Annotated in this window: 21 protein-coding genes; 14 read left to right on the top strand and 7 right to left on the bottom strand. The window is 53.9% G+C overall.

The window, feature by feature from the left end; genetic code table 11:
• Window positions 1–113: 113 nt before the first annotated feature.
• From ABOC97_RS05205 to hcr, 3 genes are all read left to right on the top strand, one after another.
• The gene (locus ABOC97_RS05205; RefSeq protein WP_349594816.1) at window positions 114–1013 is read left to right on the top strand and encodes a LysO family transporter; all 900 of its coding nucleotides are present in this window, start codon (window positions 114–116) and stop codon (window positions 1011–1013) included.
• Window positions 1014–1159: 146 nt separating this feature from the next.
• Complete coding sequence (hcp, locus tag ABOC97_RS05200; RefSeq protein ID WP_234503722.1) at window positions 1160–2812, top strand: hydroxylamine reductase; 1653 nt, start codon at window positions 1160–1162, stop codon at window positions 2810–2812.
• 10 nt (window positions 2813–2822) lie between these two features.
• Window positions 2823–3791 (top strand): NADH oxidoreductase, encoded by a 969-nt coding sequence (gene hcr / locus ABOC97_RS05195; protein ID WP_349594813.1) that lies wholly within the window; start codon window positions 2823–2825, stop codon window positions 3789–3791.
• 111 nt (window positions 3792–3902) lie between these two features.
• Here hcr and ABOC97_RS05190 read toward each other — a convergent pair whose 3' ends face one another.
• Window positions 3903–4790, bottom strand: a complete 888-nt coding sequence (locus tag ABOC97_RS05190; RefSeq protein ID WP_349594810.1) for a LysR family transcriptional regulator — start codon at window positions 4788–4790, stop codon at window positions 3903–3905.
• A 99-nt stretch (window positions 4791–4889) separates the two neighbouring features.
• Here ABOC97_RS05190 and ABOC97_RS05185 point away from each other — a divergent pair, with 99 nt between their 5' ends.
• The gene (locus tag ABOC97_RS05185; protein ID WP_349594807.1) at window positions 4890–5870 is read left to right on the top strand and encodes a saccharopine dehydrogenase family protein; all 981 of its coding nucleotides are present in this window, start codon (window positions 4890–4892) and stop codon (window positions 5868–5870) included.
• A 47-nt stretch (window positions 5871–5917) separates the two neighbouring features.
• Here the strand turns inward: ABOC97_RS05185 and ABOC97_RS05180 are convergent, their stop codons facing one another.
• Window positions 5918–6832 (bottom strand): DMT family transporter, encoded by a 915-nt coding sequence (locus ABOC97_RS05180; protein ID WP_349594957.1) that lies wholly within the window; start codon window positions 6830–6832, stop codon window positions 5918–5920.
• Between the two features lie 102 nt (window positions 6833–6934).
• Here ABOC97_RS05180 and ABOC97_RS05175 point away from each other — a divergent pair, with 102 nt between their 5' ends.
• Window positions 6935–7849, top strand: a complete 915-nt coding sequence (locus ABOC97_RS05175; protein WP_349594805.1) for a LysR family transcriptional regulator — start codon at window positions 6935–6937, stop codon at window positions 7847–7849.
• A 60-nt stretch (window positions 7850–7909) separates the two neighbouring features.
• Here the strand turns inward: ABOC97_RS05175 and ABOC97_RS05170 are convergent, their stop codons facing one another.
• Both ABOC97_RS05170 and ABOC97_RS05165 read right to left on the bottom strand, forming a co-directional pair.
• Window positions 7910–8761 (bottom strand): Vmh family MBL fold metallo-hydrolase, encoded by an 852-nt coding sequence (locus tag ABOC97_RS05170; RefSeq protein ID WP_349594803.1) that lies wholly within the window; start codon window positions 8759–8761, stop codon window positions 7910–7912.
• A gap of 8 nt (window positions 8762–8769) precedes the next feature.
• Entirely contained in the window at window positions 8770–9420 is a 651-nt protein-coding gene (locus ABOC97_RS05165) for a DsbA family protein (protein ID WP_349594800.1), read from the bottom strand.
• 110 nt (window positions 9421–9530) lie between these two features.
• On the opposite strand from ABOC97_RS05165, the gene ABOC97_RS05160 reads away from it, so the two are divergent.
• On the top strand, window positions 9531–10412 hold the full coding sequence (locus ABOC97_RS05160; RefSeq protein ID WP_349594798.1) for a LysR family transcriptional regulator: 882 nt from the start codon (window positions 9531–9533) through the stop codon (window positions 10410–10412).
• A 115-nt stretch (window positions 10413–10527) separates the two neighbouring features.
• Window positions 10528–11070 carry a hypothetical protein gene (locus ABOC97_RS05155; RefSeq protein ID WP_349594795.1) on the top strand — a complete coding sequence of 181 codons (543 nt, stop codon included), beginning with the start codon at window positions 10528–10530 and terminating at the stop codon, window positions 11068–11070.
• An 81-nt stretch (window positions 11071–11151) separates the two neighbouring features.
• Here the strand turns inward: ABOC97_RS05155 and ABOC97_RS05150 are convergent, their stop codons facing one another.
• The gene (locus ABOC97_RS05150) at window positions 11152–11586 is read right to left on the bottom strand and encodes a DoxX family protein (RefSeq protein WP_349594793.1); all 435 of its coding nucleotides are present in this window, start codon (window positions 11584–11586) and stop codon (window positions 11152–11154) included.
• Between the two features lie 152 nt (window positions 11587–11738).
• Here ABOC97_RS05150 and poxB point away from each other — a divergent pair, with 152 nt between their 5' ends.
• The 4 genes from poxB (at window position 11739) to ABOC97_RS05130 (ending at window position 17051) form a co-directional block, all read left to right on the top strand.
• The gene (gene poxB / locus ABOC97_RS05145; protein ID WP_349594791.1) at window positions 11739–13457 is read left to right on the top strand and encodes a ubiquinone-dependent pyruvate dehydrogenase; all 1719 of its coding nucleotides are present in this window, start codon (window positions 11739–11741) and stop codon (window positions 13455–13457) included.
• A gap of 38 nt (window positions 13458–13495) precedes the next feature.
• Window positions 13496–14497 (top strand): low-specificity L-threonine aldolase, encoded by a 1002-nt coding sequence (gene ltaE / locus ABOC97_RS05140; protein ID WP_349594788.1) that lies wholly within the window; start codon window positions 13496–13498, stop codon window positions 14495–14497.
• Window positions 14498–14507: 10 nt separating this feature from the next.
• On the top strand, window positions 14508–15950 hold the full coding sequence (locus tag ABOC97_RS05135; RefSeq protein ID WP_349594785.1) for an SDR family oxidoreductase: 1443 nt from the start codon (window positions 14508–14510) through the stop codon (window positions 15948–15950).
• Window positions 15951–16037: 87 nt separating this feature from the next.
• Entirely contained in the window at window positions 16038–17051 is a 1014-nt protein-coding gene (locus ABOC97_RS05130; protein ID WP_349594783.1) for an NAD-dependent epimerase/dehydratase family protein, read from the top strand.
• A 2-nt stretch (window positions 17052–17053) separates the two neighbouring features.
• Here ABOC97_RS05130 and ABOC97_RS05125 read toward each other — a convergent pair whose 3' ends face one another.
• Both ABOC97_RS05125 and ABOC97_RS05120 read right to left on the bottom strand, forming a co-directional pair.
• Window positions 17054–17893 carry an N-acetylmuramoyl-L-alanine amidase gene (locus tag ABOC97_RS05125; RefSeq protein ID WP_349594781.1) on the bottom strand — a complete coding sequence of 280 codons (840 nt, stop codon included), beginning with the start codon at window positions 17891–17893 and terminating at the stop codon, window positions 17054–17056.
• Window positions 17893–18213 (bottom strand): heavy metal-binding domain-containing protein, encoded by a 321-nt coding sequence (locus tag ABOC97_RS05120; protein ID WP_234508439.1) that lies wholly within the window; start codon window positions 18211–18213, stop codon window positions 17893–17895. The genes ABOC97_RS05125 and ABOC97_RS05120 overlap by 1 nt, the downstream gene beginning before the upstream one ends.
• Window positions 18214–18383: 170 nt before the next feature.
• Between ABOC97_RS05120 and ABOC97_RS05115 the strand changes: the two genes are divergently transcribed.
• The 3 genes from ABOC97_RS05115 (at window position 18384) to artI (ending at window position 20687) form a co-directional block, all read left to right on the top strand.
• Window positions 18384–18899 carry a lipoprotein gene (locus ABOC97_RS05115; RefSeq protein WP_349594778.1) on the top strand — a complete coding sequence of 172 codons (516 nt, stop codon included), beginning with the start codon at window positions 18384–18386 and terminating at the stop codon, window positions 18897–18899.
• Window positions 18900–19209: 310 nt separating this feature from the next.
• Window positions 19210–19938 (top strand): arginine ABC transporter ATP-binding protein ArtP, encoded by a 729-nt coding sequence (artP, locus tag ABOC97_RS05110; protein ID WP_234508435.1) that lies wholly within the window; start codon window positions 19210–19212, stop codon window positions 19936–19938.
• A gap of 17 nt (window positions 19939–19955) precedes the next feature.
• On the top strand, window positions 19956–20687 hold the full coding sequence (artI, locus tag ABOC97_RS05105) for an arginine ABC transporter substrate-binding protein ArtI (protein WP_349594775.1): 732 nt from the start codon (window positions 19956–19958) through the stop codon (window positions 20685–20687).

The raw sequence follows: 20687 nt of genomic DNA, 5'->3' as shown, positions 1-20687 counted from the left end.
AGACGTTAAAGACTCGGGATTCCCGGGTCTTTCTTTTTTCATGGCTTTACTCATAATGTGGTTTTCGGTAGTGTCTCTGCGCTATTAAAATACTGCAAGGAACAGTCTCAGCCATGTTATCCGGATTGCTCATTATTCTGGTGCCGCTCATTATCGGCTACCTTATCCCTCTTCGCCATCGCGGCGCTCTTCAGCTCATTAATCAACTGCTGAGCTGGATTGTGTACCTTATTCTCTTTTTTATGGGGATAAGTCTGGCATTTCTGGATAATTTGACCGCCAATCTCCTCTCCATTCTTTACTATTCCTCTATTAGTGTTGTGGTTATTCTGGCCTGTAATACCGCAGCCCTGCTATGGCTGGAAAAAGTACGTCCGTGGGGACATCCACACCATCAGGAAAAATTACCTTCCCGTTTAGCCATGGCGCTGGAATCATTAAAGCTGTGCTTTGTGGTTATTGCCGGTTTTGTCGTTGGGCTGAGCGGCCTTGCATTTTTACAGCACGCTACCGATGCTAGCGAATACACGCTTATTTTCCTGCTGTTCCTCGTCGGTATTCAGCTGCGTAATAGCGGTATGACGCTGCGGCAAATTATTCTCAATCGCCGTGGGATGCTAATAGCGCTGGTGGTCGTCGTCAGTTCGATGGTCGCAGGCGTCATTAATGCTTTCCTGCTCGGTCTGCCGATTAAAACCGGTCTGGCAATGGCCTCTGGCTTTGGCTGGTATTCGCTGTCAGGTATTCTGCTGACCGATGCCTATGGCCCGGTTATTGGTAGCGCCACCTTCTTTAATGACCTCGCACGTGAACTGATCGCGATTATGCTGATCCCCGGGCTGGTGCGCCGCAGCCGCTCCACGGCGCTCGGCCTGTGTGGTGCCACGTCGATGGACTTTACCCTGCCCGTTCTGCAACGCTCCGGCGGCGTGGAAATGGTGCCTCCGGCTATCGTCCATGGTTTTATTCTCAGCCTGCTGGTTCCCCTGATGATGGCCTTCTTCAGCGCCTGATACTCCAAAGGCGGTAGCGCCTGCTGCCGCCAAAATTGCGCTAAATCAACCTCCCTTTAAGTTGCACCAAAAATGGCTTTTCAAGGCTGTGGTACAGGCTTACCCTTAAACATGTATATTAAATATAACTTTAAAAAGGTGTGACCATGTTTTGTGTGCAATGTGAACAAACCATCCGTACTCCGGCAGGGAACGGTTGCTCTTACGCACAGGGTATGTGCGGCAAGACCGCTGAAACTTCCGATCTCCAGGATCTGTTGATTGCCTCCCTGCAAGGTCTGTCCGCATGGGCTGTGAAAGCACGTGAATACGGCATCATCAGCCACGATGTTGATAACTTTGCCCCGCGCGCGTTCTTCTCTACCTTGACCAACGTTAACTTCGACTCCCCACGTATTGTCGGTTACGCGCGTGAAGCTATCGCCATGCGTGAAGCGCTGAAAGCACAATGCCTGGCCGTCGATGCCAATGCCTCCGTCAGCAACCCAATGGCCGATTTGCAGCTGGCGAGCGACGATCTGGGTGCCCTGCAGCAGCAGGCCGCCGAATTTACCCCAAACAAAGACAAAGCCACCATCGGCGAGAACATTCTCGGCCTGCGTCTGCTTTGCCTGTACGGTCTGAAAGGCGCGGCGGCTTACATGGAGCACGCCCACGTTCTGGATCAGTACGACAACGAAATTTACGCTCAGTACCACAAAATCATGGCGTGGCTGGGTACCTGGCCTTCCGATATGAACGCTCTGCTGGAGTGCTCGATGGAAATCGGCCAGATGAACTTCAAAGTGATGAGCATTCTGGATGCCGGTGAAACCACCAAATACGGCCACCCAACGCCAACTCAGGTCAACGTCAAAGCGACCGAAGGCAAATGCATTCTGATTTCCGGTCACGACCTTAAAGATCTGTACAACCTGCTGGAACAAACCGAAGGTACCGGCGTTAACGTCTACACTCACGGTGAAATGCTGCCAGCACACGGTTATCCGGAACTGCGCAAGTTCAAACACCTGATCGGTAACTACGGCAGCGGCTGGCAGAACCAGCAGGTTGAGTTCGCCCGCTTCCCTGGCCCAATCGTGATGACCTCCAACTGCATCATCGACCCAACCATTGGTGCTTACGACGACCGTATCTGGACCCGTAGCATCGTCGGCTGGCCGAACGTGAGCCACCTGGAAGGCGACGACTTCGCTCCGGTTATCGCTCAGGCACAGCAGATGGCAGGCTTCCCATACAGCGAAATTCCACACCTGATCACCGTCGGCTTCGGTCGCCAGACTCTGCTGGGTGCGGCTGATTCCCTGATTGATCTGGTGAGCCGCGAAAAACTGCGTCACATCTTCCTCGTCGGCGGCTGCGACGGCGCACGCGGTGAACGTAACTACTTCACCGATTTCGCCACCAGCGTACCGGACGACTGCCTAATTCTGACCCTGGCCTGCGGTAAATACCGTTTCAACAAGCTGGAGTTTGGTGATATCGAAGGCCTGCCGCGTCTTATCGACGCCGGTCAGTGTAACGATGCTTACTCTGCCATTATCCTGGCCGTTACCCTGGCTGAGAAACTGGGCTGTGGCGTGAACGACCTGCCGCTGTCGCTGGTGCTTTCCTGGTTCGAACAAAAAGCGATTGTTATTCTGCTGACCCTGCTATCCCTGGGCGTGAAAAACATCGTCACTGGCCCAACCGCACCAGGCTTCTTCACGCCGGATCTGCTGGCTGTGCTCAACGAGAAATTTGGTCTGCGTTCTGTGACCACCGTTGAAGAAGATATGAAGCAGCTGCTGAGCGCGTAAGGAGTAGAGAATGACAATGCCAACTCATCAGTGCCCATGGCGGATGCAGGTTCATCACATCCACCAGGAAACGCCGGACGTATGGACGATTTCGTTGCTGTGCCACGATGCTTATCCCTATCGTGCCGGGCAGTATGCACTGGTTAGCGTACGTAACTCAGCGGAAACCCTGCGTGCTTACACCATTTCGTCAACGCCGGGCGTCAGCGAGTACATCACGCTAACCGTCCGCCGGATTGACGACGGTGCCGGTTCACAGTGGCTGACCCGTGACGTGAAGCGCGGCGATTACATCTGGCTGTCCGACGCAATGGGTGATTTCACCTGTGATGATAAAGCGGAAGACAAGTTCCTGATGCTGGCCGCAGGCTGTGGCGTTACGCCAATCATGTCGATGCGCCGCTGGTTGGCAAAATACCGCCCGCAGGCCGATGTGCAGGTTATTTTCAACGTCCGTTCGCCGGAAGATGTGATTTTTGCCGACGAATGGCGTCAATATCCGGTGACGCTGGTGGCTGAAAACAATGCGACCCATGGCTTTGTTTCCGGTCGCCTGAGCACCGCGCTGCTGCAAAGCGTGCCGGATTTGGCTTCTCGCACCGTGATGACCTGTGGCCCAGCGCCGTATATGGATCTGGTGGAAAAAGAGGTGAAAGCGCTGGGCGTAACTCGCTTCTTTAAAGAGAAGTTCTTCACTCCTGTTGCCGAAGCCGCAGCCGGTGGGTTGAAGTTCACCAAGCTGCAACCGGCGAAAGAGTTCTACGCGCCTGTTGACACCACCCTGCTCGACGCGCTGGAAAGCAATAAAGTTCCGGTCGTCGCCGCCTGTCGCGCAGGCGTGTGCGGTTGCTGCAAAACCAAAGTAGTTTCCGGCGAGTATACGGTCAACAGCACCATGACGCTGACCGACGCGGAAATTGCTGAAGGCTATGTGCTGGCGTGTTCCTGTCATCCGCAGGGTGATTTAGTGCTGGCCTGATTCAGTGCAAATGATAAAAGGCCACCGGGTTATGCCCGGTGGCCTTTTTTTGACTCATGCAAAACTGAAGCGGCTTGATATCACCTGTAGGCCCGACCGCCAGGAACAAAATTAGCGCTGGGCTTTTATATATTCGACAAAAGCCTGGAATGCTGCGGAAGAATATTTCCGGTTTGAATAATAGAGATAGAGTCCGGGCAGTTCCGGCAGCCACTCGTCAAGTAACGAGATAAGCTCGCCGCCGTGCAAATGAGGCTCGGCCATTTCATAAAGCACATAGCTCACTCCCGCCCCCTCAAGCGCCAGACGCAACGCGATGTCGAGATCGTTTACCTCAAACATCCCCTGCACATTTATCTCGAGGCGTTCCTTATCCCCACCGAATTGCCATTGGTAGCTGCGCCCACCGGGATAACGAAACTGGATGCACGAATGCTCCAGCAGATCCTGTGGCCGCTGAGGTCTGGTGCGCGTTTTAAGATACTCTGGGCTGGCGACCACGGCGTAGCGAATAGGTTTGCCCAACGGAATAGAAATCATATCTTTTTCAATGCGTTCACTGAGCCTGACGCCGGCATCATATTCGCTGCTTACAATATCAACCAGATTATCGTCCTGGATGATTTCGACCCTGACATCCGGATACTGTTGGCTAAACCCGGCGACTAATGGCGCAAGCCGGTAACGCCCCCCCAGCCTGACGGCATTAATCCGCAGGGTACCGATGGGCGTGGTCCGATAATCATTTATCGCTTCAACGGCCTCCCTCGCACTGCTGAATAACGGTGAAAGTGATTCAAATAGCTTATGCCCGGCATCCGTCAGTGAAACGCTGCGGGTGGTGCGATTAAATAAGCGGATCTTTAACCGTTCCTCAAGCTGGCGAATAGAGTGACTCATTGCCGAAGAAGTCACTCCCGCCGCTTCCGCGGCGAGCCGGAAACTGCGAAAGGTTGCAACCGCGATGAAAGGTTCAAAATCGGAAATTTTAGTGTTCATTGCTGATTAAAACTCATTAACCCATCAACTTTAATGAGCTTAATTAAAGCGTATTTATGCTCTAAAGTCTCGCCATCAGCAACGTTTCGATGAGGAAAGATGATGACTATCAAAATGGCACAGCAAATTTTTATCGCCGGCGGCTACGGAATGATTGGCGGCAATCTGGCGACACAACTGCGGGCTCGTTTCCCGGAATCGACGCTAATTCTGGCTGGCCGCACGCCGCAAAAAGGCGAAGCGCTGGCCGCAAAATTAGGTAATGCCCTGACCGTTTCTCTTGATTTGCTCAGCGGGGAGATCCCGCAGCTTGCGGCAACATCCCAGCTAATTATCAGCGCGGTCCCCGACCCTAAACATGCGCTCGGTGAATTCGCTATTCGCCATAATATTGCTTTTATCGATATTACCGTCGGTACCGCCGATGGCTATGCTCCGCTGCTCAATATGGCGATGCAATATCAGGCCACCTCGCCGGTCGTACCATTAGGCTATTACGAAGCCGGAATGTTTTTACCGCTGGTTGATAAGCTTAGCCGCCAGTTTAGTTCCATCGATAGCGTACGCCTGACGGCATTACACGACCCGGAGGATCCTATCGGCGCAGTCACCGAGCAGGAACTGACCCAGGAACTTGCTCCAGCATTTGTTCGGGAAGAGGGAATCTGGCGCTATACCTCTGCGCAGGATGAGATTGACCTTATCAGCGGAGAACGTGCGGAAACGACCCCGTTTGGTATTCTGGATGTCAGCGCGGTTGCCGCCATGACGAGTGCAGAAAATATCAGGCTGGATGTCGCCATGGGAATTTCAGAAGGTCAGCGAAAATCGGCTAAGGCATCAGTAGAACTGTATGTTGATATGCAGGGTATTAATGATTCCGGCATTCCGGAAGCAAAACGGATTATCGCCTCCGATCCCCAAGGGCAGGCGCATTTTACGGCGTTAGGTGTTGTCACCGTGATTGAAGCCATGTTTGAAAGCTCATTCACCGGCTTTGTGTTACCAGAACAGCTACTCAAACCCGAGGTGGCACTCGCGGCGATGCAGCGGGCCGGTGTGGAACTGATTGAAGACTAATCGCTGCCACAAGGAGGCCGCAGTCTTATCTGCGGCCTCCTTGTGGCTTAGGGTTGGCTGGCGCTAAGCGTTTTTTCTGCCCGCTTGCCGGAGCAAAGCGCAATACCGCAAACAATCAGCAACGCGCTGACCAGATGAAACGAATGTAGCGGCACGCTCAGAAACAGCACGCTAAATAACCCGCCACTCAGCGGAATGATATGAGAAAAGACTTCCCCCCGCGTCGCACCGATGGCCTGAATCCCTTTGTTCCATAACAAATACGACAGCCACGAAGGAAAAATAACCAGATACAGCAGACCCATCGTCACGTCGCTATGGCTGAATTCTGCGACCGCTGGAATGCCGTTTCTTGCCATCGAGAAAATCAATATGGGAACAAGGACCCCTGCTCCTATCGTTGCGCTCACCGCCACGAACGCATTTCCTCTGACTTCCTGAGGTTTAATGCGTAAAAAGGCGCAATAAACGGCCCAACTCGCGGCGGACCCCATCGTCCACATATCTCCGCGGTTGAGATTGTTGAGCGTATCCAGATGCAATAAATCCCCCTGCATCACCAGCCATATTACCCCAAGCGAGCTGATAATCACGCCGATAATATTCCGAGCTGATATTTTCTCTTTAAAAACCATCTTATTAATTAATAGTACTAACGCTGGGGTGGTAGATAAATAAATAGCCGCATTGAGTGAAGATGTATATTGCAGCCCGATGTATAAAGTCAGCGGGAAAAATACCTGACCGAATAATGCCAGGAAAGTGATGATGTGGAAGGAGCGCCGCATTGCGGCCCACTGCTCGCCAATCTGCCGATGGTAGAGCGCCACCAGCAGTATCGCGGTCAATATCCAGCGTGCCGAAGATAATAAAATAGGATCGACCTGGCTAACCAACAAATGACCAACAACATAATTCCCGCCCCAAAAACAAGCGGCCAGGGTGAGTAATAAATAAGGTATAATGATTCTGCTTAATAATATGAATTTGTTACTCAGAAGATTACTGCGAAGGGTATAGAGATGCTAATATAAAGTTTTGCTCTGTAGGTATCGTTTTAAACTATGATGTTTACGCTCAGGCAACTTGAATTTTACATTGCATTAGCAGAAACGCTGCAGGTTTCGAAAGCCGCCAGCCGCTGCCACGTTTCGCAATCGTCGATGACCGTTGCGCTACGTAATCTCGAAGAGGCGCTTGATGCCCAGCTATTTCTGCGTCAGCCAAAAGGGATCCAGCTGACTTTAGCCGGTGAGCGCTTTCTGACCCATGCCCGGACCATCATCAACAGCAGCCATATCGCCCTGGACGATTTACATCGTCAACCGGAGACCACGGCTGGTAAAGTGCGAATCGGCATCGCCCAGACGCTCTCAGCGTACCTGTTACCGGAGATGCTCAGCGATATTGCAAACCGTTTTCCATTGCTGGAAATAGACTATTTCGAGGCTACGGCGCCCGATCTGCTGACCGCCCTACGCCAGCAGCAGGTTGATTTTTGTCTGTTGCTTACATCAAACATTCAGCACGATGGCGACCTTGAGGTCGAAACTATTATTCGTTCGCTGCGACAATTGTGGATAGCCCCGGGGCATGCTTTGTTGAGCCAGTCGGTTATTCGGCTGCGGGATATCGAAAAACTGCCCTTTTTGATGCTTGAAACCGATCAATATCCCACGGTAATCACCGATGTCTGGCAACGCGACGGCTATCAGCCCAACATTCACTTCCGCAGTAACTCCTTTGAGGCCGTTCGTAGCCTCGTTGCCCAAGGTAACGGGATAACCATTTTATCGGACCTGGTTTACCGCCCCTGGTCGCTGAACGGTCAGCGCATTATTCGCCGGACAATTGAAGACTGTATCACCTATATGGACGTCGGCGTGGTCACTACCGCTGGGCAGACGTTGTCCGCCCCTGCGCAGCGGCTAAGGGATTTTCTGCGTTCATTGATTGTGAGACTCGAAGGCAAGAACTGACTGGGTGCTACCAAGAAAAAACCACAGGGACAGCTCCCTGTGGTAAGTATCGTTAATTTGTTACCACTTCATCTCGCCGGTATTGACCTTGGCGCTCAGCTCAAGCGAACTCTCATCAGCCAGCCCCGGATACGCCGCTTTCATTGCCTCGATAACGGCTTTTGACCCTTTTTTCTGGCTCAGCGCCTGCTCAAACGTCTGCAGATAACGGTGGGTGAAAGTAATCGCCGCATCATTTGCCGGGCGCTCGCCCAGATAGTGCCCCGGAATCACCTGCTGCGGTTTCAACGACTGCATTTCGCTCAGAACGTTCATCCAGCCCTGACGAATCGCCGGGGTTTGCGTATCGGCGGTCCAGACATGAATACCGGATGCAACCCCAGTTCCGCCCAGAATCGCTTTGTTCGCGGGGATCCAGACATAGGCGGCATAATCCCCAGAGTGTTTTAGCTCAAGCGGCTCGCCATCTACGGTAAATCGTGTGCTGTTGGTCGCCTGCGGTACGATTATTTTTGTCGGCGCGCCATCTTTCATCTGTGGGCCCCAGAAGGCCAGCTTGGCGTCCTTAGTAGCCTTGATATGATCCACCACGGCCTGAGAAGCCACCACTTTCGCCTGCGGGAATGCCTTCACTAGCGGTTCAAGCCCGAAATAGAAATCCGGGTCGCCCGAGGTAATCACAATCTCTTTGAGCGTTTTGCCGCTGGCTTTAATCATTTGCACCAGCTTCTCGCCATCTTTCACGCTGAACTGAGCATCAAACAGCACCGCTTCTTTCGGGCCAGAGACCAGGGTGGACGATACCGGGAAAATACCTTTTTCCTGTGGATTGTAGACATCAAGCTGTAATGGAGCCGCCAACGCTGGTGCGGCGGCCAGTGACAAGACCAGCGACAGAGATTTTATGTTCATGGGGATCCTTAGTTGCTTATTCGGGTGAGTTGAGGTTCAACCAACGCGGAAAATGCATCCGGTTGACCATAATAATTTCCAACAGGCAGCAGCGTACTGTGCCCTTCGCTATCGATAATTGCCGCAGTTGGGAAGCCCTGACCGCCGACCACCGCCATTAACATACGAGCATGCTGAATACTCCCCAGCGCCTCCTGTTCCTGGATTTGCCCGAGCTTGATACCGGGCTCGACGCTCTGCTCCAGTATCCTTTCCACCATCGCCGGCAGGGTGATGTTTTGCCCATCGTGATACCAGGCGCGCTGAATGGCGTTGAGAAAATTCAAACCGGCATCGGGACCGGAAAAACGCTGCGCCGCCAGCAACCCGCGCGTTGCCGGCAGAGAGTCAAGAATCAGCGAGTTGTCCGCCAGCAGTTTCTGCTGATAGTCAGCGCCGAAAGTCATGCCGGTTAGAGCGGCAATACGGGCGTCATGTTGCTTAACATGCGTAAGCCAGTCGGCGTTCAGCTGCCGACGGTTAGCTCCTATAAATAATCCACCGGGCAAAATATGCTGCTGGGGAAAATAGGAAGCGATGTGGTTAATGAGCGGCAGAGCACCATAGCTCCAGCCGCATAGGGGATCGATAATCCAGTAAAGTCCGGCCTGGAATGCCATAACGATGTTCTCCGGTTTTGGGATAAACACCATTCTACGGATTTATACTTCTGCTAGAATTCCTGAAACAATACATGCAGAGTTTCACAAAACGATCAGATGAGGTTGTGATGGACAGGATCATGGCGGCAATTACCTACAACCGCATTTGTGAACTCGGAAGTCTGAGTGCGGCGGCCCGTTCGCTGGGCATCTCCCGTCCGATGGTCAGCCGCTATCTTGATGAGATGGAAAAGTGGGCGGGTGCGCGGCTAATCCACCGTTCAACCCGGCGGCTCACCATCACTCCTGCCGGGGAGAAAACGCTGGAGAAGACCCGTCAGCTAGCCTTGCTATCGCTGGGAATTGAAGGCGACGCGACCCGAATCACGCCGTCTGGGACATTACGTATTGCCTGCGCCCATTTTACGGCCACTCACCTGCTTGGGCCGGTAATCCCCGCTTTCCTGGCTCGCTATCCCGCCTTGCGCATTGAAGTCGATATCAATAACCATCCGGTGAGCCTGGTGGGAGAGCGAATCGATCTGGCGATTCGCATCACCAACGAACCGGAACCGGGGGCAATCGCCCGTCATTTGGGAACATGCCGATCGGTGCTGTGCGCCTCGCCGGGCTACCTTGCTCGTGCGGGCACGCCGACAACGCTGGAAGATCTCACGCAGCATAATTGTCTGCACTACAGCCGTTTTTCCGGGCAATCCTGGTCTTTCCGCGATCAAGACCGAGGGATGATGTCGGTAGCCGTGAGCGGTAACTTCAGCGCGGGGATATCTTCACTGCTATGTGATATGGCCGAAGCCGATGTTGGCCTGGCGATGGTGCCCGAAATCGAAGCGCGTGCCGGTCTGGAAAACGGCAGACTGGTTACGGTATTGCCGCAGTTAGAACCGCAGCCGCTGGGTATTTATGGGCTGTATCAGTCCCGCGACCATCAGCATGCGGCACTGAGTCTGTTCCTTGATACCCTCAAACAGCATTTAGCGGCATCGTGATTTTTCGTTGATGCCCAAAACGTTGTTATCAGCCTGATAGCTCCGGGGTAACAAAAATAGCGTATTGCTGGCATTTGCAGCGTCAAAGCCTGCAACAATACTCATAGGGGTGAACATGGCGATAGTTGAGAATATGAAAATCTATACGGCTGACCAAAATGGTGACTTAGCCTGGCAAAAAGGCGGCAGTATAGTGGTTAAGTTTGAGAGTGGGAAAACGCTTGAGCTGGCCAGTAGCCCCCAGCCATTACCGCCAGGAATCCCTGTAGGTCTGTATATTTGGGGCGGAAGAATGCCCTCACCAACATCAACGGATGTGCTCTCTTCGCCACTGGATATCACGCCTGTAGCAGCAAATGGCATCGTCGTTTCCCCACACGATGAAAAAACGGCCACGACGACGGCAATAACGATGTATATCGCAGATGATGATGGCAGCCTGACACCAATAAAAAATAAAACCGCAGTTCTTGAGTTTTGTAACGGCAAAACCCTCGAAGTTATGGAGGATTACGCCCAAAAAGGTCTGCTCATTTGGGGAGGACGCGAGCCGAACCCAGACCTTCCTTTCGAAGAGATTAAGGCAAGAACCGAGAGCCTTGGCCTGTATCCGGTGGCAGGCAATGTGGTGCATATTTTTCCCTATAAGCTGGGATAGCTGTCGGCCAGATTTTTATGCTCAGGCCCATAAACAAAAACCCAGCCGCTGGCTGGGTTCTGGCTTACGTTGTCAAACAGACTACCGCCAGGCCGAATTGCCGCCCAACGAATACTTCCCAGCGCCGATAAAAGCAATGGACAGCGCTGCGACAAAGAAATAAACCAGGCTCTCAATGGCCCACGCCCCGGTTTTTTCCAGCGCAACGGTTTCACCCAGCCCGACCATCAGCCAGGCCACAACCATTGTAAACGCTAACACCAACGCCGCCGGGCGGGTCAATACGCCGAGAATCAACAAAATTGGCGCAACCACTTCACCCACCAGCACACCGTAAGCAATAAACCCTGGCAGCCCTTTGGCAACCAGCATGGCGCTGATGCCGTCTACGCCGCCAATCAGCTTGTGCAGCCCGTGAAACAGCATCAAACCGCCAACAACCAGACGCAATAGCAGCTTGCCAAAATCCTCATGCGATAGCGTACGATTTACTGCATTTAATAATGTTGTAATCATTTGAATAGTTTCCCAGTTTATCCCTGTAGAACCCCACGTTACTTGTTCTAATAACGTAAATATACCTGCTGAAAATAAGGGGATTCTCCCGGCGAAACGACGAGATTAATCTAAACTTGTAACCGGTATCACATTTAAGGAGACGGAAAACCATGAAACAGACAGTAGCTAACTATATCGCCAAAACTCTGGAACAGGCTGGTGTTAAACGAATCTGGGGCGTGACGGGTGACTCACTCAATGGGCTGAGTGACAGCCTGAACCGGATGGGCACCATTGCGTGGATGCCAACGCGCCACGAAGAGGTTGCCGCATTTGCCGCCGGAGCCGAAGCGCAGCTCACGGGCGAGCTGGCGGTGTGCGCCGGGTCATGTGGGCCAGGGAACCTACATTTGATAAACGGCCTATTTGACTGCAATCGCAACCACGTTCCCGTCCTGGCGATTGCTGCGCATATCCCGTCGAGCGAAATCGGTAGCGGCTATTTTCAGGAGACCCATCCGCAGGAGCTGTTCCGCGAATGCAGCCACTATTGCGAGCTGGTTTCATCCCCGGAGCAGATCCCACAGGTGCTGGCCATCGCCATGCGCAAAGCGGTGCTTAACCGTGGCGTATCGGTAGTGGTGCTACCGGGTGACGTCGCGCTGAAAGCCGCGCCGGAAAGCGCGAGCACAAATTGGTATCCTGCACCACAACCTGTCGTCACGCCCGCGCAGAGCGAGCTGGAAAAACTGGCCGAAAAACTCAAATCATCCAGCAATATCACCCTGATGTGCGGCAGCGGCTGTGCGGGTGCGCACGCGGAGCTCACTGCTTTTGCTGAGAAGTTAAAATCCCCTATCGTTCACGCCCTGCGCGGCAAAGAGCATGTCGAGTACGATAACCCGTACGACGTCGGCATGACCGGGCTTATTGGTTTCTCTTCTGGCTTCCACGCGATGATGAACGCCGACACGCTGATTCTGCTCGGAACCCAGTTCCCCTATCGCCCGTTCTATCCAACGGAAAGTACCATTATTCAAATAGACATTAACCCTGCCAGCATCGGTGCGCACAGTAAGGTCGATATGGCGCTGATTGGCGATGTCAAAGCCACGCTCGCTGCTCTCCTGCCGATGCTGGAAGAGAAAAGCGATCGCCGCTTCCTCGATAAAGCGCTGGAGCACTATCACAGCGCACGCAAAGGGCTGGATGATTTGGCCACCGCCAGCGACAAAGTGATTCACCCGCAGTATCTGGCGCAGCAAATCAGTCGCTTCGCCGCCGATGACGCGATCTTTACCTGCGATGTGGGTACGCCGACGGTGTGGGCCGCGCGCTATTTGCAGATGAACGGCAAACGCCGCCTGCTCGGTTCGTTCAACCACGGCTCGATGGCTAACGCCATGCCGCAGGCGCTGGGCGCTCAGGCCACTCACCCGGATCGCCAGGTGGTAGCAATGTGCGGGGACGGCGGATTCAGTATGCTGATGGGCGATTTTTTGTCGGTAGCGCAGATGAAGCTGCCGGTTAAAATCGTGGTCTTCAACAATAGCGTGCTGGGCTTTGTCGCCATGGAGATGAAAGCCGGCGGTTATCTGACCGATGGTACCGAACTGCACGACACCAACTTTGCCCGTATCGCCGAGGCCTGTGGTATTCCAGGTGTCCGGGTGGAAAAATCGGCCGACGTGGATGAAGCGCTGCAGCGTGCCTTTAGCATCGATGGCCCGGTACTGATCGACGTGGTGGTGGCAAAAGAAGAGTTAGCCATGCCGCCACAGCTCAAGCTGGAGCAGGCCAAGGGTTTCAGCCTCTATATGCTGCGCGCCATTATCAACGGACGCGGTGATGAGGTTATCGAGCTGGCGAAAACCAACTGGCTCAGGTAAAAATGGTGGCATTGTTCTGAGTTTAAAAAGGAAATGCCGTGATTGATTTACGTAGTGATACCGTAACCCGCCCAACGCGCGCCATGCTCGATGAGATGGTTGCCGCGCCGGTCGGCGATGACGTCTATGGCGATGACCCAACCGTTAACGCCCTGCAACAATACGCCGCCGAGCTGGCGGGCAAAGAGGCAGCGTTGTTCCTGCCAACGGGAACCCAGGCCAACCTAGTGGCGCTCTTAAGCCACTGCGAGCGTGGCGAAGAATATATCGTCGGACAAGGCGCGCATAACTACCTGTACGAAGCGGGCGGCGCGGCGGTACTGGGCAGTATTCAGCCGCAGCCGATCGATGCCGCCGCAGATGGCACCCTGCCGCTGGATAAAGTAGCGGCTAAAATCAAAGCTGACGATATCCACTTTGCCCGCACCAAACTGCTGAGCATTGAAAATACCCATAATGGCAAAGTACTGCCGCAGGCCTATCTGAAAGAGGCATGGGAATTCACCCGCGAGCGCGGGCTGGCGCTTCACGTTGACGGCGCTCGTATTTTTAACGCCCTGGTGAGCTACGGCTGTGAGCTAAAAGAGATTGCCCAGTACTGCGACTCTTTCACTATCTGTCTCTCTAAAGGTCTGGGGACGCCGGTCGGCTCTCTGCTGGTTGGCAATCGTGATTACATCAAACGCGCCAACCGCTGGCGTAAAATGACCGGCGGCGGTATGCGTCAGGCAGGATTCCTCGCGGCAGCCGGGCTGTATGCGCTAAAAAATAACGTCGCTCGCCTGCAAGACGATCACGATAACGCCGCCTGGCTTGCCGAACAGCTGCGCGAGATTGGCGCAGATGTGATGCGCCATGATACCAACATGCTGTTTGTTCGCGTCGGTGACGCTGACGCCAGCGCGCTGGGTGCATTTATGCAAGAGCGCGGCGTGCTAATTAACGCCTCGCCAATTGTCCGCCTGGTGACGCATCTGGACGTCAATCGCCAGCAGTTGGCAGAGGTTGTCGGCCACTGGAAAGCATTTTTAGCCCGCTAAGGAGCCTGACGTGTCACAGTCTATTCTGGTTTTTGGTGCCAGCGGCTATATCGGCCAACATCTGGTCACTGAATTAAGTCAGCGCGGGTATACCGTGCGGGCGGTGGCACGTCGTATTGAGCGACTGCAAAAATTACAGCTACCGGGAGTGACCTGCCATGCGGTTGACCTGGAAAAAAACAGCGATTTTTCCGCACTGCTGAGCGGCGTGGATACGGTCTACTATCTGGTTCACGGTATGGGTGAAAGCGCAGATTTTATTGCCCATGAGCGCCGGGTGGCGGAGAACGTGCGCGACGCACTGCGAAAAATTCCGGTGAGTCAGCTGATTTTTCTCAGCTCGCTTCAGGCGCCAGCCCACGAGCAGTCTGCGCATTTACGTGCCCGCCAGCTCACCGCCGATATTCTGCGCGATGCCGGTGTACCTGTGAGCGAGCTACGCGCAGGCATTATCGTCGGCGCCGGTTCTGCGGCGTTTGAGGTGATGCGCGACATGGTTTATAACCTGCCGGTGTTAACCCCCCCGCGCTGGGTTCGCTCGCGCACCACGCCTATTGCGCTGGAAAACCTGCTGGTATATCTGGTTGAATTGCTCAATCACCCGGCATCAGAGCATCGCATTTTTGAAGCGGCCGGGCCGGAAGAGCTAACTTATCAGCAGCAGTTTGAACACTTTATGCGGGTCAGCGGCCGCCATCGTCTGCTGATCCCGATTCCCTTCCCCACCAGTTGGATTTCGGTGTGGTTCCTGAACGTCATTACTTCGGTGCCGCCGACGATCGCCAAGGCGCTGATCCAGGGATTAAAGCACGATCTGCTGGCGGACGATCGCGAGCTACGTGCGCTGATCCCGCAAACCTTGATCCCCTTTGACGAAGCGGTACGCCGCACGCTGGAAGAAGAGAAGAAACTGGCTAACTCCAGCGACTGGGGCTATGACGCGCAGGCCTTTGCCCGCTGGCGTCCGGAGTACGGTTTTTTTGCCAAGCAGGCGGGATTTACCGTCCAGACTCCCGCCAGCCTGGCATCGCTGTGGGAAGTGGTTAACCGCCTCGGCGGCAAAGAGGGTTACTTCTTCGGCAATATGCTGTGGAAGACGCGCGCGGCGATGGATCTGCTGGTCGGCCATCGGCTGGCCAAAGGCCGCCCCGCCCGTGAAATGTTGCAAACCGGCGATATGGTTGATAGCTGGAAGGTGATTATCGTCGAACCGGAAAAAGCACTGACCTTATTGTTCGGCATGAAAGCGCCGGGGCTTGGCCGTCTGAGTTTTACCATGGTCGATAAAGGTAGCCGTCGAGAACTTGACGTTCGCGCCTGGTGGCATCCGCACGGTATGCCAGGATTAATATACTGGCTGTTGATGATCCCGGCGCACCTATTCATTTTTCGCGGGATGGCGCGGCGAATTATTCGCCTCGCAGAAGAAGACACAGGAAAAAACGTGCATTAACCCTTTTTCGTCTTAGTTTCCCATTGCATACGAGTGAAATAAACGGAAGAATGCGCACGAAACTCTTTTTTAACACTGTGGATGATTATGAAGGTACTGGTCACCGGCGCCACCAGCGGTTTAGGCAGAAATGCAGTTGAATATCTGCGCAGCAGGGGCATTAGCGTCAGAGCGAGCGGTCGCAATGAAGCGATGGGCAAACTGCTGGAAAAAATGGGCGCCGAGTTCGTCCATGCTGACCTGACCGAACTGGTCTCTTCTCAGGCTAAAGTGATGCTGGCGGGGGTAGATACTCTGTGGCACTGTTCGAGCTTTACCTCCCCGTGGGGGACGCAGGCCGCTTTTGATTTGGCCAACGTGCGAGCCACCCGTCGTCTGGGTGAATGGGCCGTAGCCTGGGGCGTGCGTAACTTTATCCATATCTCTTCGCCATCCCTGTACTTCGACTATCACCATCATCGGGATATTAAAGAAGACTTTCGTCCACACCGTTTTGCCAACGAATTTGCCCGCAGCAAGGCCGCCAGCGAAGAAGTTATTCAGCTGCTCGCCCAGGCGAACCCCAATACCCGATTCACCATTCTGCGTCCGCAGAGCGTATTTGGTCCGCATGACAAAGTGTTTATCCCGCGCCTGGCGCAGATGATGCACCATTACGGCAGCGTGCTGCTGCCGCGCGGTGGCCATGCGATGGTAGACATGACCTACTACGAGAACGCAGTACATGCGATGTGGCTTGCCAGCCAGCCGCGCTGCGACGATCTACCATCTGGCCGCGCTTACAACATCACCAACGGTGAACCGCGCACGCTGCGCAGCATCGTTGAGCGATTAATTGACGAGTTGAATATTGCCTGCCGGATCCGCTCCGTCCCCTATCCGATGCTGGATATGATTGCTCGCAGCATGGAACGCTTTGGTGATAAAACCGCGAAAGAACCTTCGCTCACCCACTACGGCGTGTCTAAGCTGAACTTCGACTTTACGCTGGATATCAGCCGCGCGCGTGAGGAGCTAGGCTACGAGCCTATCGTATCGCTCGACGACGGTATTATTCGTACCGCCGCCTGGCTTGAAGATCACGGTAAACTGCCGCGCTAGATTTACCCTTGCCCGTATTTTTCCAACAGCGCTTCAGCTATCGCCTGGCTTTGGGCATCGGCAACGCCGTCCCAACGCGCCGGGCGGAAGTGCATCTGGAAGGCGGCAATGACGCGAATCTGCTGCATTCTGGTCATCCCCGGTTTCACCTCGTAGCCGTAGCGCCCCAGTAAGTCGAGCAGATTTGCCGTCGACGCCGGGGCATTTGGTGCCCGTCCATTCAGATAAAATGCCACCCGGTTTTCATCCGGCCAGGCGCCAATACCCTGCTGCGCCAGCGACTGCCACGGGAACAAAGGGCCTGGATCGTCTTTACGCTGCGGCGCGATATCCGAATGCGCCACCACGTTCTGCGGCTCGATGTTGTAGCGTTTGATAATGTCTTTTGCCAGCGGCAGCAACGCCTGGATTTGCGCCGGTTCAAACGGCGTAAAGAAACGAGTACCTTCCGATTTCTTCCAGCCGGCATTTTCCAGCTCAATGCCAATAGAGGTGTCGTTAATTCTCGTCGCACCGCGCCAGAAGCTAATCCCGGCATGCCACGCCAGCTCAGACTCCGGCACCAGTTGCCAGATGCGTGGCTTGCCACGCATCAGCGGCGGTACGGAAGGGATCAGGTAATGGACGCTGACCTGACTGCCGGTAAGCGTGGTCAACGAGCCATCAAAATCATCGGCCGTATAGTGCAATACCAGCACTTTTACACGCGGGTAGGCCGCCGGTGCTGAACGACTCCGGTCGAGAACGTAGCCCGGCTTCTCGACCACCGCTTTTGTCTCTTCTTTACTGGCACACCCTGCCAGCAAAACCGCCAGCATAAAAACCATCAGAAAACGTTTCATCAGCGTGTTTTAACCGCCGTTCCGCTGACGCTCACCATCAGCATGCTGCTGTCTTTACCCACGGTTTCATAATCAATATCAATGCCAACCACCGCGTCGGCACCTAGCGCTTTCGCCTGCTCGCCAAGCTCTTTAAAGGCAATCTCGCGCGCTTTACGCAGCTCCTTCTCATAGGCTCCGGAACGGCCGCCGACGATATCGCGGATACCGGCAAAAAAGTCGCGAAAGATATTCGCCCCTAGGATGGCTTCCCCGGTCACTACGCCGCAGTACTCGACGATTGGTTGCCCTTCAAGGGTGGGGGTCGTTGAAAATTGCATTACCTGCTCCTTCTTTAACGTTCAATACCTTAGCTCTCAGCGCTAAACGCATTATCGAACCGATACGCTATGCTTGAAAAGGGATTACTCCATTATCGTATACATAAATCGCGCCCGCTGCCTGGCGGCGCCGAGGCGATGAATGCCGAGACTGCTAACAAGGAACCACTATGCGTTACACCAATCTTGCCTTTATTCTTCCAGCCGCGCTGCTGCTGAGCGCCTGTACAACCGTAACACCGGCCTATAAAGATATCGGTACCCGCAGCGGGCCCTGCGTGGAAGGCGGCCCGGATACCGTGGCACAGAAATTTTACGACTTCCAGATCCAGCAGCGGACTGCCGATTACACCGCATTGCGCCCGTACCTCAGCGATAACCTGGCAAAACTGCTCAGCGACAGTAGCCAGGACCCAAGCAAGCGTACGCTTCTGCAATCCGGCATGTTCTCCAGCAGCGCAACGCCACCAAATAGCGCCAGCGTCGACAGCGCCTCCACTATCCCGAATACCGACGCACGCAACATTCCGCTGCGCGTCGAGTTAAAACAGGGAAGCCAAAGCTGGAAGGATGAAGTGTTGATGGTTCGTGAAGGTCAATGTTGGGCGGTAGATGATGTGCGCTATCTTGGCAGCAATACCCACGCACCGGCGGGCTCTTTGCGTCAATCTCTTGAAAAACGTTAATAACGTGTTAACAAATTCTGCGTAGCCGCTTATTCCGGCAAAATGTCTGGCATTCTCTCTGGAATGCCGACATTTATTCCCCGCCCCCACCCCGACCGTTATTTTGTGCTAACTTTATAACTAAAGTTGGTTTATATTTAAGTTTTAACGCACAAATATTGCATAACTATTCTGTCAAAGGTACTATTTGCGGCCTCAATTGCTGATAATTCCTCTATGGCTGATACCTTCAGCGGGGATGAGAAATGCGGCAGCAGAGTAAGCACCTGGCGTTTCCAGGGCGAGGACAACAATTTCGTGACGGGTATCAATGAGCATTAAATTAGACGGCATTAACTGCTTTTATGGCGCACATCAGGCGCTGTTCGACATCACGCTTCAGTGCCCAGAGGGCGAAACGCTGGTGCTGCTTGGTCCAAGCGGTGCGGGCAAGAGCTCACTGCTGCGCGTGCTGAATCTGCTGGAGATGCCAAAATCTGGCACCCTGGCGATTGCGGGTAATCATTTCGATTTTGCTAAAGCCCCGTCTGACAAAGCGATTCGCGAACTGCGTCAAAACGTGGGTATGGTCTTCCAGCAGTACAACCTCTGGCCACATCTGACGGTAGTACAGAACCTGATTGAAGCGCCCTGCCGCGTGCTGGGTTTAAGTAAAGATCAGGCGATGGCCCGCGCGGAAAAACTGCTGGAGCGTTTACGCCTCAAACCGTTTAGCGACCGCTTCCCTCTGCATCTTTCCGGTGGTCAACAGCAGCGCGTAGCCATTGCTCGTGCGCTGATGATGGAGCCGCAGGTTCTGCTGTTTGATGAACCTACCGCCGCCCTTGACCCGGAAATCACCGCCCAGATCGTCAGCATTATTCACGAACTGGCGGAAACCAACATTACCCAGGTTATCGTCACCCACGAAGTCGAAGTGGCGCGTAAAACGGCCAGCCGCGTGGTGTACATGGAAAACGGTTATATCGTCGAACAGGGCGATGCAAGCTGCTTTACCAGTCCACAGACGGAAGCCTTTAGAAGTTATCTTTCTCACTGAGATTCAGGACAATGACTATGAAAAAAATACTGATTGCCGCGCTGCTTGCCAGCGTCAGCCTCTCCGCTGCCGCTGCACAAACCATTCGTTTCGCCACGGAAGCCTCCTACCCTCCGTTTGAGTCTATGGATGCCAACAACCAGATCGTCGGCTTTGACGTGGATCTGGCCAACGCCCTGTGTAAAGAGATTGCTGCTACCTGTACTTTCAGCAACCAGTCTTTCGATAGCCTGATCCCAAGCCTGAAATTCCGTCGTATCGACGCGGTGATGGCCGGTATGGATATCACGCCAGAGCGTGAAAAACAGGTTCTGTTCACCACCCCGTACTACGACAATTCTGCGCTGTTTGTCGGTGTGAAAGGTAAATTCACCGGCGTTGACCAGCTGAAAGGCAAAAAAGTCGGCGTGCAGAACGGCACCACGCACCAGAAATTCATCATGGATAAACATCCGGAAATCACCACCGTGCCTTACGACAGCTATCAGAACGCCAAGCTGGATCTGCAAAACGGCCGTATTGACGCCGTATTTGGTGATACCGCTGTCGTCACCGAATGGCTGAAAGCGAACGATAAGCTGGCCGCGGTTGGCGATAAAGTGACCGACAAAGGCTACTTCGGTACCGGCCTGGGCATTGCTATCCGTCAGGGCAACACCGAGCTGCAGCAGAAATTCAATGCTGCGTTGGAAAAAGTGAAGAAAGATGGGACGTACGCCACCATCTACGCTAAATGGTTCCAGAAGTAA

Source organism: Kluyvera huaxiensis, assembly GCF_040149365.1.
GTDB lineage: Bacteria > Pseudomonadota > Gammaproteobacteria > Enterobacterales > Enterobacteriaceae > Kluyvera > Kluyvera intermedia_A.
Note: the sequence above shows the minus strand (reverse complement) of the source record. Positions and strands in the feature narration are given on the sequence as shown.

Coding starts and splice junctions, on each gene's coding strand:
- artP (WP_234508435.1), top strand. CDS start 19,210: ATGAGCATTAAATTAGACGGCATTAACTGCTTTTATGGCGCACATCAG.
- ABOC97_RS05170 (WP_349594803.1), bottom strand. CDS start 8,761: ATGAACATAAAATCTCTGTCGCTGGTCTTGTCACTGGCCGCCGCACCA.
- ABOC97_RS05115 (WP_349594778.1), top strand. CDS start 18,384: ATGCGTTACACCAATCTTGCCTTTATTCTTCCAGCCGCGCTGCTGCTG.
- ABOC97_RS05185 (WP_349594807.1), top strand. CDS start 4,890: ATGATGACTATCAAAATGGCACAGCAAATTTTTATCGCCGGCGGCTAC.
- ABOC97_RS05125 (WP_349594781.1), bottom strand. CDS start 17,893: ATGAAACGTTTTCTGATGGTTTTTATGCTGGCGGTTTTGCTGGCAGGG.
- hcp (WP_234503722.1), top strand. CDS start 1,160: ATGTTTTGTGTGCAATGTGAACAAACCATCCGTACTCCGGCAGGGAAC.
- ABOC97_RS05205 (WP_349594816.1), top strand. CDS start 114: ATGTTATCCGGATTGCTCATTATTCTGGTGCCGCTCATTATCGGCTAC.
- artI (WP_349594775.1), top strand. CDS start 19,956: ATGAAAAAAATACTGATTGCCGCGCTGCTTGCCAGCGTCAGCCTCTCC.
- ABOC97_RS05175 (WP_349594805.1), top strand. CDS start 6,935: ATGATGTTTACGCTCAGGCAACTTGAATTTTACATTGCATTAGCAGAA.
- ABOC97_RS05120 (WP_234508439.1), bottom strand. CDS start 18,213: ATGCAATTTTCAACGACCCCCACCCTTGAAGGGCAACCAATCGTCGAG.
- ABOC97_RS05190 (WP_349594810.1), bottom strand. CDS start 4,790: ATGAACACTAAAATTTCCGATTTTGAACCTTTCATCGCGGTTGCAACC.
- poxB (WP_349594791.1), top strand. CDS start 11,739: ATGAAACAGACAGTAGCTAACTATATCGCCAAAACTCTGGAACAGGCT.
- hcr (WP_349594813.1), top strand. CDS start 2,823: ATGACAATGCCAACTCATCAGTGCCCATGGCGGATGCAGGTTCATCAC.
- ABOC97_RS05130 (WP_349594783.1), top strand. CDS start 16,038: ATGAAGGTACTGGTCACCGGCGCCACCAGCGGTTTAGGCAGAAATGCA.
- ABOC97_RS05155 (WP_349594795.1), top strand. CDS start 10,528: ATGGCGATAGTTGAGAATATGAAAATCTATACGGCTGACCAAAATGGT.
- ABOC97_RS05165 (WP_349594800.1), bottom strand. CDS start 9,420: ATGGCATTCCAGGCCGGACTTTACTGGATTATCGATCCCCTATGCGGC.
- ABOC97_RS05160 (WP_349594798.1), top strand. CDS start 9,531: ATGGACAGGATCATGGCGGCAATTACCTACAACCGCATTTGTGAACTC.
- ABOC97_RS05150 (WP_349594793.1), bottom strand. CDS start 11,586: ATGATTACAACATTATTAAATGCAGTAAATCGTACGCTATCGCATGAG.